Annotated in this window: 17 protein-coding genes; all 17 read right to left on the bottom strand. The window is 31.8% G+C overall.

Translation table 11 applies throughout. The annotated features are described in order from the left end of the window. Positions 1-27: 27 nt before the first annotated feature. A complete protein-coding gene (locus T537_RS0101695; RefSeq protein WP_031555908.1) occupies positions 28-549 on the bottom strand; it encodes a phosphatase PAP2 family protein in 522 nt (173 codons plus the stop codon). Continuing rightward, positions 542-1786, bottom strand: coding sequence for a ribonuclease E/G (locus tag T537_RS12275; protein ID WP_031555905.1), 1245 nt, complete (start codon positions 1784-1786; stop codon positions 542-544). The genes T537_RS0101695 and T537_RS12275 overlap by 8 nt, the downstream gene beginning before the upstream one ends. Before the next feature lie 69 nt (positions 1787-1855). Continuing rightward, the gene (hisA, locus tag T537_RS0101685; protein ID WP_027437498.1) at positions 1856-2947 is read right to left on the bottom strand and encodes a 1-(5-phosphoribosyl)-5-[(5-phosphoribosylamino)methylideneamino]imidazole-4-carboxamide isomerase; all 1092 of its coding nucleotides are present in this window, start codon (positions 2945-2947) and stop codon (positions 1856-1858) included. A gap of 24 nt (positions 2948-2971) precedes the next feature. Beyond that, positions 2972-3574 (bottom strand): imidazoleglycerol-phosphate dehydratase HisB, encoded by a 603-nt coding sequence (gene hisB, locus T537_RS0101680; RefSeq protein WP_242839147.1) that lies wholly within the window; start codon positions 3572-3574, stop codon positions 2972-2974. A 13-nt stretch (positions 3575-3587) separates the two neighbouring features. Next, complete coding sequence (gene hisD, locus T537_RS0101675) at positions 3588-4877, bottom strand: histidinol dehydrogenase (RefSeq protein WP_031555902.1); 1290 nt, start codon at positions 4875-4877, stop codon at positions 3588-3590. 15 nt (positions 4878-4892) lie between these two features. Next, positions 4893-5540 carry an ATP phosphoribosyltransferase gene (hisG, locus tag T537_RS0101670; RefSeq protein WP_031555898.1) on the bottom strand — a complete coding sequence of 216 codons (648 nt, stop codon included), beginning with the start codon at positions 5538-5540 and terminating at the stop codon, positions 4893-4895. Next, complete coding sequence (gene hisZ / locus T537_RS0101665) at positions 5537-6751, bottom strand: ATP phosphoribosyltransferase regulatory subunit (protein WP_031555896.1); 1215 nt, start codon at positions 6749-6751, stop codon at positions 5537-5539. The genes hisG and hisZ overlap by 4 nt, the downstream gene beginning before the upstream one ends. Before the next feature lie 203 nt (positions 6752-6954). Continuing rightward, the gene (locus T537_RS0101660; RefSeq protein WP_031555893.1) at positions 6955-7437 is read right to left on the bottom strand and encodes a caspase family protein; all 483 of its coding nucleotides are present in this window, start codon (positions 7435-7437) and stop codon (positions 6955-6957) included. A 47-nt stretch (positions 7438-7484) separates the two neighbouring features. Beyond that, positions 7485-8018: a Holliday junction resolvase RecU gene (locus T537_RS0101655; RefSeq protein ID WP_031555891.1), complete on the bottom strand. Its 534-nt coding sequence runs from the start codon at positions 8016-8018 to the stop codon at positions 7485-7487. Next, a complete protein-coding gene (locus tag T537_RS0101650) occupies positions 7976-8986 on the bottom strand; it encodes an RluA family pseudouridine synthase (RefSeq protein ID WP_031555888.1) in 1011 nt (336 codons plus the stop codon). The genes T537_RS0101655 and T537_RS0101650 overlap by 43 nt, the downstream gene beginning before the upstream one ends. A 23-nt stretch (positions 8987-9009) precedes the next feature. Further along, positions 9010-9564, bottom strand: a complete 555-nt coding sequence (locus tag T537_RS0101645) for a hypothetical protein (protein ID WP_031555885.1) — start codon at positions 9562-9564, stop codon at positions 9010-9012. 21 nt (positions 9565-9585) lie between these two features. Further along, on the bottom strand, positions 9586-10359 hold the full coding sequence (locus tag T537_RS0101640) for a pseudouridine synthase (protein WP_031555884.1): 774 nt from the start codon (positions 10357-10359) through the stop codon (positions 9586-9588). 1 nt (position 10360) lies between these two features. Next, the gene (locus tag T537_RS0101635; protein ID WP_031555882.1) at positions 10361-11737 is read right to left on the bottom strand and encodes an RsmF rRNA methyltransferase first C-terminal domain-containing protein; all 1377 of its coding nucleotides are present in this window, start codon (positions 11735-11737) and stop codon (positions 10361-10363) included. 117 nt (positions 11738-11854) lie between these two features. Continuing rightward, positions 11855-12484, bottom strand: a complete 630-nt coding sequence (locus T537_RS0101630) for a FliH/SctL family protein (RefSeq protein WP_031555880.1) — start codon at positions 12482-12484, stop codon at positions 11855-11857. A gap of 18 nt (positions 12485-12502) precedes the next feature. Further along, positions 12503-12982: a pantetheine-phosphate adenylyltransferase gene (gene coaD / locus T537_RS0101625; RefSeq protein WP_031555879.1), complete on the bottom strand. Its 480-nt coding sequence runs from the start codon at positions 12980-12982 to the stop codon at positions 12503-12505. A 1-nt stretch (position 12983) separates the two neighbouring features. Further along, positions 12984-13544, bottom strand: coding sequence for a 16S rRNA (guanine(966)-N(2))-methyltransferase RsmD (gene rsmD, locus T537_RS0101620; RefSeq protein WP_031555878.1), 561 nt, complete (start codon positions 13542-13544; stop codon positions 12984-12986). Between the two features lie 95 nt (positions 13545-13639). Then, positions 13640-14767, bottom strand: a complete 1128-nt coding sequence (locus T537_RS0101615; protein WP_031555876.1) for a helix-turn-helix transcriptional regulator — start codon at positions 14765-14767, stop codon at positions 13640-13642. Positions 14768-14769: the final 2 nt, after the last annotated feature.

The following is a 14769-nucleotide window of genomic DNA, read 5'->3' as shown; positions in this document are numbered from 1 at the left end:
AGTCAAATTCTTATAAGTCGCTTTAGTTTATATTAGCCATAAGCCAAAAATTGTGCAAATCACACCAATTAATATTCCCATAAAGACATCCTTAATAAAATGTACTCCTGCTAAAACCCTTGTAATTGCAACAAAAAAAGTAAGAATTAAAAGGATAATTCCTAAACTTTGATTAAAATAAAGTACTGTCATTGCAATAAGTGTTGCGCTAAGGACATGTCTACTTGGCATTGATTGCCCTTTTTTATTTTTAGCTATAAGTGGCTTAATATCGTAAAGTTCATATGGTCTTTTAGCATCAAGGGCTAGTCTTAGAATAGACATAACTATAAAGCTGGTTCCTGGCGCTAAAATGGCCTTAATTAGTTGATTTATATTATCTAGATTACCATCTCCAGAAAGTTTAAAAAGCTTAATGAGAAGGTAAGCATAGCTAATAATAAAAGGTATGATTAAAAAGCGGTAAAAAAATTTCAAAGTCATTAGCGCTTTTTTATGACTATTAAAAAAAGCACTAACTTTATCATATCTAGTTTTATAATTACTCATTTTTGTTTAATCCCATTCTTTCTTTTAATGTTTGGCCTTTTTTAGTTCTTGTAATTTCTACTAGTCCTAATTTGGTCATATCCACTATTTTTGTAGGAAGCTCATCACATTTAGCAAGTCCCCTTAGTTCCCTTAATAAGTTGGAATTTAGCTCTTCGCTTTTCATATTTATGAAATCAATAATAATGATTCCAGAGATGTTTCGAAGACGAAGTTGTAATAAGGCTTCCTTTGCAGCTTCAATATTAACACGATAATTTGACAAATCTTTGTCCTTACCCTTTTTGGAAATGAATTTTCCTGAGTTAACATCAATAACTGTTAATGCTTCTGTTTCTTCAATAACAAGGTAAGCACCAGACTTTAGCCATACATTTTTTTTCAAAGCGTTTGTGATGTTGCTTTTTATTGAATATAGGCTATATAGAGGCAATAAATCGTCTTTATATAGTCTAAGCTTATTACTATCAATATTAGTTCTTTTAGCAATTAAATTAAAGACTTCCTCGCTATCAGTAATAACTTCAAAATCATTCTCATACATTAGATGGTTAATATCAGATATGTATGAAGGTGCACTTTCAAAAACCTTTGTATAAAAAAGCCCATATATAGCCTTTCTTAGTAGGTCTTTATAAATGTCCTTTAATTTAGTAGCCTCCTCAATAATTTGGCTAAAAGTAGCATCTTTTGCGTTGCTTCTTAAGATAAAACCAAAAGAAAGATCAGTATTTGTGTTAGTAAATGCATTTGAAAGCTCATGCTTAATATCATTATTTAGATCTTCTAAATTAGAAAAAAGCATAGTTCCTAGTTTCTTTGCATTTTCATTGCTTTGGATTTTTTTAGAAACTAATACATTTGAGACATCTCTTGATAATACTAGAAAATTTCCTGGAATTTCTATCTTAGATGTTAAAGTATGAGGTTTTGTTTTGTGTGGAGGATTTTTAACCTGCACAAGGATTTTATCTCCGATATTTGGGAGCTTATTATTTTTATTATTAAGAAAAATATGTTTATCATTTTCAGATAATGCATAATAGCCTTTACAGTCCTCATTAAACTGTATAAAACATGCATTAATATTCTTTACGACATTCTCTACTCTTCCTATAAAAATATCGCCTATAAAATGTTCATTATCGCATACATTAAGCATGCTACATTCATCATTAATGTATTTTGCGCTAATTAGTTTGTCATCATAATTAGTTAAAATATATTTAGTAGACATAAAAATACCACCTAGAATAAATTCATTCTAAGTGGTATTATAACTCTTTTTTTTAATCTTTTAAAGTAATTATATGTTCTTTATAAAGAAATTTCTGTAGAAACAGCTTCTATTTCCTGTGTGACAAGCACTGCCAACTTGTCTAACTTTTGCAAGAATTGTGTCATTATCACAGTCAATTGATAATGAGCTAATATATTGGAAATGACCTGATGTAAGACCTTTAATCCAAAGTTCTTGTCTACTTCTTGAATAATAAGTCATAATGCCAGTTTCACAGCTTTTTATAAAAGCTTCTTCATTCATATATGCAAGCATTAAAACTTCATTGGATATGTAATCTTGTACCACAACTGGAATTAGACCATTGCTGTCTTTTTTTAAATCCTGCCATGAGGGAATATCAATATGTTCTTTATTCTTCTCAAATTCTAGGCTATCACCAGATTCAAAAGCCTTAACAGCCTCAGTCAAATCAATGCGTCCCTCATAAATAGCCTTTCCTATAATTGCTCCGTGAATTCCAGCATCTGATATATTTTGTAAATCTTTAATACAAGACATACCGCCGGATGCAATTATATTAATTCCTGTTTTATCAGATAAAATCTTAGTTTGTTCTACATTTGGACCAACTAACATACCATCCTTTGAAATATCTGTATAGACAATGTTAGTAACGCCAATTTCCTTCATAGCAAGGCATAATGAAAGGGCTGTTTGATTTGATAAGTCTTCCCAGCCATTTATGGCAACTAGGCCATCCTTAGCATCAACTCCAACAACGATTTTTTCTGGACCAAATTTTAATATAGCTTCTTTTATAAAATCAGGATTCTCAACAGCCTTAGTACCAATAATTACCCTGCTAACTCCTAACTTTAGGGCATCTTCTATATCACTAATGCTTCTAATGCCACCACCTAATTCTACAGGGATATTTACGCTTTTTACAATTTTAGCTATTGTTTTAGCATTGACCCTATAACCTTTAAGAGCGCCATCAAGGTCAACAACATGAATAAACTTTGCACCTTTTTTTTCAAAATCAATGGCAATTTCATAAGGTTTTTCTGAATAAATGGTCACTTCGTTAAATAGTCCTTTTTTAAGACGAACGCATTTACCATCTTTAATATCAATAGCTGGATATAATCTCATTTTATTAGTCCTTCCCTTTATAAATTATAAACTTCCCTTTGTAGAAAGTATGTTAGTTATTCTTTCGTCTATGCTACTAGCTTCATCAAGAGCCTTAGCAAATGCCTTAAACATAGCCTCTATTACGTGATGGTCATTCTCACCCCACATCTTTTTAATATGGATATTCATCTTAGCTGAATAAGACACTGCATAGAAGAATTCCTTAACCATCTGTGTATCAAAATAGCCAACAGAGTCGCTTTTAAAGTCTGCATCAAATACAAGATAAGGTCTATTACTTAAATCAATGGCGCATAGAATTAATGCTTCATCCATTGGTAAATAAAAATTCCCGTATCTTTTAATTTGCTTTTTATCTCCAAGGGCTTCTCTAATTGCCTCTCCAAGAACAATTCCCACGTCCTCAATAGTGTGATGACAGTCAACAATTAAGTCTCCCTGTGCATGTAACTTTAAGTCAAAAAGTCCATGCTTTGCAAAACTTTTTAACATATGATCAAAAAAGCCTATGCCAGTATTTACATCTGCATCGCCCTTTCCATCAAGATTTATAAAAAGACTGATTTCTGTTTCACTTGTTTTTCTTTTAATAGTTGCTCTTCTAGCTATTTGATTATTTGACATAATCCCCTCCTAATTATTCAAATCGTACTTTTATAGAATTTGCGTGAGCTGTAAGGTGTTCAGCTGTGGCAAACTTTTCAATATCAAGGTGAATTTTTTCTAGTGCTTCTCTTGAGTATGAAATAATGCTTGATTTCTTAATGAAATCATCAACTGATAAAGGTGAGAAAAATTTAGCAGTTCCGTTAGTTGGAAGTACGTGGTTTGGACCAGCAAAATAATCACCTAAAGGCTCAGATGAATATTCACCCATAAAAATAGCACCGGCATTTTTAATCTTAGTCATAACATCAAAAGGATTCTTAGTTACAATTTCTAAGTGTTCTGAAGCAATTTCATTGGCAACTTCAATTCCCTCATCAAGTGATTTAACAAGTAAGATATATCCAAAGTTTTCAAGGGATTTTTCAATGATTTCCCTTCTTGATAATTCCTTAGTGAATTTATCAACTTCAGTAGATACAGCATTAGCAACTTCCCTCGATGTGGTAATAAGAATAGCTGAAGCCATTTCATCGTGTTCTGCCTGGGATAAAAGATCTGCAGCTACAAATCTCGGATTAGCAGTTTCATCAGCAAGAACAAGAATTTCTGAAGGACCTGCAACAGAATCAATGCTCACATAGCCAAATACAGCTTTTTTAGCTAATGCAACAAAGATATTGCCAGGACCAACGATTTTGTCTACCTTTGGAATGCTATTTGTTCCATAAGCCATAGCTGCAATTGCCTGTGCACCGCCCACCTTAAAAATCTTATCAACTCCAGCTTCATGGGCTGCCACAAGTGTAGTTGGATAGACATTGCCATCCTTATCACATGGAGTACACATAATAATTTCTTCTACTCCAGCAACCTTAGCAGGAATAACGTTCATTAAAACTGATGATGGATAAGCTGCCTTACCACCTGGGACATAAACTCCAACTCTTGATAGGGCTGTAACCTTTTGACCAAGAATTGTACCATCTGGCTTAGAATCAAACCAGCTGTACTGCTTTTGCTTCTCGTGATATTCTTTAATATTAGTTAGAGCTTTTCTAATAACATCAATAAGTTCTTGGTCTACTTGTTTGTAAGCTTCCTCAAGTTCTTTAGTACTAACAAGTACATTGCTTTCATTAATATTTGCCTTATCGAATTGCTTAGTATAACTAAATAGTGCTTCATCACCTTTGAGTTTAACATTAAGTAAAATCTCGGCTACAGCATCCTCAAACTTACCGTAGTTATTGGGACTCCTCTTTAATAGAGTGTTTAATATATCTTTCTTACTATCTTCATTTAATTCAATAATTCTCATTTCTTCCTCCAAAAATTAATCATTACTTTCTAAGTAATTTTTAACGTCATTAATAAGCTTTGTTATGCGCTTATTTTCCATCTTCATGCTAACCTGGTTAACAACGATTCTTGCAGATAAAGGAGCAATCTCTTCTAAAACTTCAAGACCATTTTCCTTAAGAGTTGCACCAGTTTCAACAATATCTACAATTACTTCAGCTAAGCCAACAATAGGTGCAAGCTCAACTGAACCGTTAAGCTTAATAATTTCTACTGTCTGGTGCTTTTTGTTGTAGAAATAATCCTTAGCAATATTAGGATATTTAGATGCAACTCTAATAAGTTCGTGATGCATTAATTTATCCTTAGCGCTTGCAGGACCACATACACACATTCTACATTTACCAATATTTAAATCGTAAACCTCGTAAAGATTTCTTTGCTCTTCAAGAATTGTATCCTTACCAACAATACCAATATCAGCAGCGCCGTATTCCACATAAGTTGGGACGTCTGATGGTTTTGCAAGGAAGAATTTAAGCTTAAGTTCCTCATTAGTAAATATGAGCTTTCTTGTCTTCTCATCCTTCATTTCTTCACAGCTAACGCCAACCTGTTCAAAAATTTCCAAAGCTTTTTTTGCAAGTCTACCTTTAGCTAAGGCTATTGTAATATATCTCATAAGCATTCCCTTTCATTTCCATTATCATCTATAAAAATCACCTTGTTTAAATACGCATTCTTAGCATATTCTAAATAGTCGGCATCGTTTTTACTTAAATTATTCTTTATAATGCAAGTTTTAATACCTTCATTTCTTAGCTTGGTAGCTTTTTTAAGAGCAGTTTTGTAAGAATTTTTAGAATAAACTAGTAGATAGCTTTCGCCATGTGTTTCCAAACGAATGCCTTGTCTTTCAATGGCTGCCATAACTGCGTCAATTATAATTGAAAAACCAATAGAAGCCTTATCCTGACCAAACTGTCCCATTAATTTATCATATCTACCACCAGTTGCTACTGCTCTTCCCATACCAAAGGTATAAGCTGAAAAAATAATTCCTGTGTAGTATGAATGAACTGATAAAGAGCCTAAATCAAAGCTTATATATTCATCATATCCATTATCGGTTAGAAGCTTATATAGGTTTTGTAAGTGTGTAATGGCATCTGTCATTTCTTCATTAATTGTTAACTGCTTTGCTCTATCTAAGATTTCAACAGATCCAAAAAGCTGTGGAAGCTCTAATAAAGTCTTCTTAATATCAGGATTTATATTTAGGGAGTTAAGCAATTCCTCTACACCAAAATAGTTTTTCTCACGAATCAAGTTGGTAAGTTCTTCAGCCATCTCTCCACTAATATTAGCTTCATGTAATAATCCGTTATAGTAAGCCACGTTACCTACTTCTACCTGGAATTCCTTAAGTCCAGAAGCTTTCATGCAGTCAATAAGCATGGCAATAATTTCAAAATCAGCTTCAAGGGAAGTTTCATTAATAAGTTCAGCACCAATTACAGTGTTCTCTTTTAATCTTCCTTGATAATACTTGTTATCATTAATAAAGGTATTGCCTTGATAACATAGTTTAATAGGTAATACACTATCCTCAAAATACTTGGCTGCTACTCTTGAAATTGAAGGAGTAAAATCAGGTCTTAAAACCAAAGTATTGCCGTATTTGTCAAATAGCTTAAACATTTCATTAGAAGGAATAGATCCCCTTTCTTTATTAAAGACATCAAAAAACTCCATAGTTGGTGTCTCAATATCGTTATATCCATAAGAATGACATACCTTATGTAAATTCTTCTCCAAAATCTTCTTCTGATAGCATTCACCATTGTAAATATCTCTAAAACCCTCTGGGGTATGTAATAAATCCTTCTTCATGGACACCTCCTAATTTATTTAAAAAAATCGCATCACTTTAACACGTTAATTAATTAGCATAGTAGTATACTACTAAGATGAAATGATTATATAGAAAAATCGCAATTATGTCAATTGTAGTTTCTTGTAATTAGCTAATATTAGCTAATTACAACATAAGCCACCAAATAAGTCACGGGTGGTGCTTAATTGGTGGCTTTATCTTATTGCAATGGTGATTCGATTATGTCTTCTATATCTGTAAGCGTTGACTTGTTTGTTAGATCACCGCTAAATGAGTCTAACATCTGTCCTTTATCATCAAAGTAGGTAATATACCATGAATTTCCGTATTCACTTGTTATTTCTTCATCTTCAAATTCATTCATCTCTGTTAGTAAGGTATAAAGTGTCTTTAAATCCTCCTTACTTAAATCAAAGATTTCATCTTTAAGTACTCCTGATTTATTATATGTGGAAGTGTAGCAAACCTGACCGTCATAATAAACAGTCCAGGATGAATTCTCCCAATAATCCTCATTTTCATCAAATGTACCAATATTAGTACATGTTGCAGTCATCATAACCACATGTTCATCAGTTGGAAGCTCACTAGTTTTTTTATTGCATGCATTCAAACTAAAAATTGCAGTTACAAAAACTAATAAGGCAAGTAATTTTGTAGTTTTTCTTGTTAACTTAGCCATTGTAAAAACTCCTTTAAAATTAATATTTTTATCAATAGTAATTTTAACTAATCTCTAGAGGCTAAGTCAATATTTAAAGGCTCTAAAAAGTGCACAATAATGTTATTGGCATGGCCAATTTTATAAGTTTTATCAATTTCGTCATAGGTAAAGCTTTTTCTACCGCCATTTTCCATTCTTTCCCAAAAAAATAAAATGTCTCTATAGGGAACATAATAGAATTCGTTGCGGTTACTAAAATAAAGAATAATAAAGCTGATACCATCCTGTTCTTCGAAATCTCGCATAAATTCCATCTGATGTTTATGAATATTAGCTAGAGGAAAGGTATCTGTCTGACACTCTTTAGCATCGAAACATACAGGAATTCCCTGCACAACACCTATATAATCCACAGTACTTTTTTTATCAAAAAAAGCAAGTGTTATTTGTCTTGTCTTAGGATCAAGCTTTATAGGCTTAATTGGAGTGGGAATTTTTTGAATTAAGGCAAGGTGCTTTTCTTTATATTTATCAATGGATAAATTAATAAATTCTTCTAGTGCTTCTCCTCTAAGGCCTCTTGAATTCCAGGTTCCCATAATCCTTCTCCCTCTAAAATATTTAAAAATTGTTTTGGAATTTTACTTCTACATTGTAAGTCTTTTTTATCCAATTTGCAATTGAGTTCATAGGCTGTTAAAAGCTGATTTGAAAGTCCATATTTTTCTTTAAAAATGTTATTAAATTTAGCATCTCCGTATTTGTAATCCCCGATTAATGGGTGATTTATACTAGCAAGATGGGCTCTAATCTGATGAGTTTTACCAGTAATTAAATGAACCTTTAAAAGGGTTAATTGTCCGTTATTTGCAATTGGCGTATAGCCGGTTTCAATGTAGGATTCTCCCTTATTTTTAGTAATTGTAACTTTGTTAGTCTTGTTATCTTTAGTTAGAGTGCCCATTATAATACTAGGCTTATCTATAACGCCTTTAACAATTGTAATGTAGTATTTATCAAAGCTTCTTTCTTTAAATCCAAGGGATAAATCTTGAAGTCCTTTAATAGTCTTACCACAGGCTACAATTCCAGTTGTGTTTCTATCTAGTCTGTTGCACACGCTAGGTTTAAAACTTTCAAGGTCTTCAATCTTTAAAAAGCCAGTATGTAATAAATAGGCAATAACTAACTCATTTAGGGAAACGTCACTAGGCTTTGCCTTTTGAGTCAGTACCCCACTAGCTTTATCAATAAAAATGTAATTGTCATCTTCATAAATTACATCTAGTGCTTTATAGATTTTTTTATAATAGGATTCAAGAGCGTTAGTCTCCTTAGAATCCTTATTTTTTGTGAATTTATCCAATGTATCATCTGAAAAGAAAATTTTAATGACGTCATTTTTTTTCAATACATCTTTACCATCACTTTTTTTATTATTAAGAGTTATATTCTTTTTTCTTAGCATTTTATATATAAAACTCAATGGCGCATTGGATAAGTATTTGCATAAATACTTATCTAATCTTTGATTGGCATTCTTATCATTAATAATAATTTCTTTCATATAATGTCCTTTTTATACATAGTTTAGATACACATGTTTAAAAATTCCTTCTTTACATATTCTGATTTTTTTATTAGAGCTATGTCGTTTTTATCCACACTCTTATTTTTAGCAATTTCTATAAATTTGAGATTATCACTAACTACGTTAATACTTGCGTTGATCTTAACGTTTTTAAGGAATTTATTTATATCTGTAATAATAGAATCTTTTGTATTTATTTTCTTAGAATAAAGGTATATATTGTTGCCGTTTATAATTGCAGCTTCCACAGATTCAGGCTTGTTTTGGCCAGAAATAATTAAATCATAAAGGATAAAAGCATTATCAATTGAGTTTAATTTTTCTAAAAAATCCTTATTAATTGGCTTAGCACTTTTAACTACTATATAATTAACAACAAATTTGGCAGCAGGCAAACATAGAACAACAGCTAATAAAGTACAATAATTGTTCTTAGTTTTAAAAAGAATTAATCCTGCAACTATTAATCCCACAATTACCACGGCAAAAGCTAGAATAATAGCTAGATTTCTACTACGTTTCTTTTTTATATATCCTGCACATCCCTTTTCCATATCCTTTTTCTTCCCTCTTTTTTAAAAATTTTCCTGTAAGTCCTTTAATTCTTTTTGAGTTAAAGGTCTATATTGACCCTCATCTAGGCTTTCATCTAATTTTAGATTACCCATGGATAGTCTTTTTAGATAAAGGACCTCAGAATCAATGGCTTTAAACATACGCTTAATTTGATGATATTTTCCTTCTTTGATAGTTACTTCGCAATAAGTAACTTCACCACTGTATTGGCATTCCTGTCTAGAATTTTCATCAATATAATTAATAGTCTCATGGGCTGTATTAAGAATTTTTAAAGTTGCTGGTTTAGCTGTTAGTTCTTCATCAACAACTAGTCCATCATTAAAAAGCTTAATAGCCTCATCTCTTATATGACCTCTCGCCTTTACAAAATATGTCTTTGAAACATGTTTTTTTGGTGATAATAATCTGTGGGCTAAATCACCATCGTTTGAAATAATTAATAGCCCATGAGTATCCTTATCTAATCGACCAATAGGAAAAAGATCATGTCTTGTTTTATCAGTTATTAAATCAACTACGGTCTTAGCTTTTTTATCCATGCTAGCAGAGATAATTCCAGCAGGTTTATTTAGCATAAAATATTCAAATTCTTCTAAAAGCACTTCCCTACCATCAAATTTAACAATATCAGTTTCTGTATTAATTTTTAATTCAGCTTTTACTTTATTATTGTCATTTACGCTAATTCTACCTTTTTTAATTAGCTCTTTAACCTTACTTCTTGAGGCAATACCTGCCTCAACCAAGTATTTATCTAATCTTTCTAACATATTACATCCATCTCCAACCAGCAAGGTATTTGTTTTTAACCTGACCGTTTTTAAATTTACCCCATCCTAGAGAGTAACCAGAAACACCTATTAATACCCAACCGTCTTTAACATCAGTAAAGTCATCACAGTCAAGGGTTTCACCTTTTAGGTATTTAACCACTCTTTCATCCTTAACATCTAAATTAATGACATTAGGGTAATCAGATAGTTTTAAAGCCATGGCAAGAGCCTGACTTGGTTCAAATCTATTTTTCTTGATTTCACCAAGTAATAAGCCATTTCTAATGATTCGTAGTCCCTTTTCTTCCTGCATATATTTAGATACTAAATATACATAAGTTCCTCTAATATTTATATATTTCTTGTCATATTCAAAATTAAAGGAATCAAGAAAATCTGTTACTTCAGTTGGTACTTTACTATTAAAGCCTTGAGAAATATAGCGAATGTTATTTATTTCATTGTCGCCTTTCTTTCTTAGTAATGCAACGTAATGACCTTCACCTTTCATTTTGTGAGGGAAAATTCGTACAGTCTTATTTATATTTTTAGCCTTAGCTTCATTACTAATTTCAAATCCATGAGAAAAACCTTCATATGGCTTAATATCTACTAGTTCAAAGTCATCCCTGTTATTTAAAAGATGCATAATTGTTTCTTCATCTTCTAATTTGGAGAAAGTACATGTTGAATAAAGCATCATTCCGCCAGGTTTTAGCATTTTAGCACCAGACATAATAACGCTTTTTTGGATTTCAGAAAAAACCTCAGGTCCTGTCTTTTCCCAAGCTTTAATAAGCTTGTTGTCCTTTCTAAACATACCCTCACCTGAACATGGAGCATCAATTAATATTTTATCGAAAAATTCACTAAATCTATCAGCAATAAGTTTAGGATCTTCGTTAAGTACGCAAATCTTGTTACATCCGTTAATTTCAACATTCTTTAAAAGAGCCTTTGTTCTTGAATTACTAATATCGTTAGTTACTAAAAGACCTGTATTATTAAGTTTAGCTGCTAGTTCAGTTGATTTACCACCAGGTGCTGCGCACATATCAAGTACAACATCTCCCTCATTAATTGGTAAGACATTAGCAGGAGTCATGGCACTTGGCTCCTGAATATAATAAAGTCCAGCATAGTAATATGGATGTTTAGCTGGTTTTTCATCTTCTTCATAATAAAAACCATTCTCTATCCATGGTATAGGAGTTAGCTTAAAAGGTGAAATTTTAAGAAAATCCTCAGTTGATATTTTAAGATTATTTACTCTTAAGCCATAAAGTCTTGTATCTTCAAAGCTCTTTAAATAAGCGTCAAAGTCCTGGCCTAACATTTCTTTCATTGACTCTAAATATTTATTTGGTAAATTCATAACTACTCCTATCGTATAAATTATTACAAGTCCTAAAAAAATACATACACCAAAGCTTATTAGCTAACCAACAGCTTTAGTATATGTATTTAATATACTTTGGTAATTTTAAAAATATTAATTATCTGTATCAGCAGCTACTTCAGATTCTAGTTCTACTGAAGTTACATCAGCAGCCTCACTGGCATTATTATCTTCTTCAGCTTCTTTAGTAGCTCCCTTTAATTCATTTCTGTTGTTATTAACAACAGATAAAACATCTTCTAATCCATCTAATAATGAATCATATTTAAGCTTATTATCTCTAATTGAATGTTCAATAATAAACTGTAATTTTGCAAGCATATCATCAGTATATTGCATAGCACCATATCTAATATCATTAGCTTCCTGTGTAGCACTATCTAATATTTGCTGTGCTTGAGAAGTTGCAGTTTCTATTAGTTCGTTAGCCTGAGAATATGCTCTTTGCATAATTTCATGTTCATTAACTAACTCTTCTGTTTGAACCTGTGCAGTTCTAAGAATTGCTTCAGCTTGCTCCTTAGCATCTGCTATGATAGCATCCTTATTATTAAGTATTTTTTGATATTTCTTTACTTCTTCAGGAGTCTTTAAACGAAGCTCCTTTAACATATCTTCCATCTCTGATCTATCTACAATAATCTTATTCTTTGATAAACCATAAAATTTACAACTATCAATATAACTTTCAATGTCGCTAATCATCTGTTCAATTCTGCTCATATGCTTCTCCCTCTAAAATTATTGTTTATATTTTTGCCTAACTTTTTCTATGATTGCCTCTGGAACAAATTTTGAAATATCCCCATTATACATAGCCATTTCCTTAACTATACTTGAACTTAAATAGGCATATTCAAGGCTTGTATTTAAGAAAACAGTATCAATTTCTGGAGCTGCTACTTTGTTAGTCTGTGACATAGCTAATTCATATTCAAAATCAGTTACAGCACGAAGTCCCCTAATAATTGCATTTACCTTATGTTCTTTAGCAAATTCTACTAATAATCCGCTAAATGACATAACTTCTACATTAGGTAGATGACTTGTTACCTCTTTTAACATATTAACACGTTCATCTACTGAAAACAATGGCGTTTTTGCATTGTTATTTAAAACCCCTACAATTAAATGATCTACTAATTTTGACGATCTTTCTATAATATCTAAGTGTCCAAGTGTCACAGGATCAAAACTTCCTGGATAAATTGCTTTTTTCAATTTAATTGTCTCCCTTTAGTTTATAAAATAAATGCTTATTAGTTTTGTATGTCTTGGCTCTTACTAATTCAAAGCCAAGGCTTTCGGCATAATCTAAGTTGGTATCAAGCTTTTCTTCAATGATAATAATTGTGTATTCATCAGCTATATTACTTGCTTTAATTGCCTTAAGAGTTTCGTATTCAAAATCCTTACCATATGGAGGATCCATAAAAATAATATCAAAAACCTCTTTATTTTTTAAACGATTAATTGCAGACAAGCAATCACATTCCATTAAATTAGCCTTAGGAGCTAATTTAGTAAATTCAAGGTTTTCTTTAATTACCTTACATGCATTTTTAGAGCTTTCAACAAGAGTTGCGCTTCTAGCTCCTCGACTTAGAGCTTCAATGGCAATTGCACCACTGCCTGAATATAAATCTAGAAAATTAGATCCAGAGATATCGCTTTGTAAAATGTTGAATAATGTCTCTTTTATTCTATCAGTTGTTGGCCTAGTATCTGGCCCTTCGATTGTTTTTAGTGGAAGATGTCTCGCACTACCTGCAATAACTCTCATATGTTTCCTTTCTTAACGTGGCGAAAGCCCGCATTAAAGATTGCTTCGCAATAGGTGGACGTAATGTCTTGAAAAATCAGAGATTTTTAACTACACTATTCGAAAAAATTCTTAAGGTCGCCACGTGAATTAATTCCTAATTTGTTAAAGATAACTTTCATGTTAGATTTAACAGTACTTTCAGCAATGAAGAGCTGTTCTGCGATTTCTTTATTAGTTAGACGCTGTGCTGCTAATTTTGCAACATCTGCTTCTCTAACAGTTAAACCAAAGTCAGCAAGGATTCTTCCTGCTTTTTTAACCTGCTTTACACCCTTTTCGTAGTTTTTAGCATGCTTATTAATATTTTTTACGAAAGGTGAAAGTGTCTTACTTACTGTGATTTCATCTAACATATCGCTTATGTATTTATAATTTTGAACGAATGGCATAATGATTCTATCATGAACAGCTAATTCCATAGCCTCAAGTAAGAATCTCTTAGCTTTTTCGCTATCGTTAGTTTCGTTATTGGCAATACTTAAGAAAATATATGTATAAATTCTTGGTATTATGTATGAGAATAACTTACTCAAACCAATTAACTGACCACTAATTCCTAAGAAATGGTGATAATCTTCTGTTAAGATTAAGTATTTACATAAAGCAACATTAGTGTAGCTAAGGGAAATAAAGTTAGCTTGATCTTCAATACGCTTCTCGTCCTTTAACCAGTTACTAATTTTATCAACTTCATCTAGGTCTGTGTAAATAAATGCTTTACAAACATCAACCATCTTAGAAAGGTTCTTAGATGCATCTTCATGAGATGTTAATCTAAATTCTATATTGTTCATATATTCCTTATAGGCATCATTAGCTCCATGATAAATAGAAATACGAGCCATAAGGAAGTTAGCTGCAATATAGATATCATGCTGGTTTCTACTATCAGCCATATAAATAACTTTATGACAAAGAATCTCAGCACCATCAATTTCACCACGGTTATAAAGACTTTCAGCCTTCATTAAAGCTTCAAATCCCTTACCATGTCCATTAGTAATTCTATAGTAATTAGGTGCGCAATCCTCTAATGAGAACATTTCCACATCTAATCCACCTATTCTTCTATGGTAAAGAGCCATAATAGAAGGACTTTCAAAACTGAATGGATATTGTGAAGCAATTAAGTTTACAGGAGATTTTGTAAGGTATGTAACCTTTTTAAAATCTTCATTCATCT

Source organism: Lachnospira multipara LB2003 (assembly GCF_000702205.1).
GTDB lineage: Bacteria > Bacillota > Clostridia > Lachnospirales > Lachnospiraceae > Lachnospira > Lachnospira multipara_A.
The sequence above is the reverse complement of the archived record's forward strand: the minus strand, read 5'-3'. Positions and strand labels throughout refer to the sequence as shown.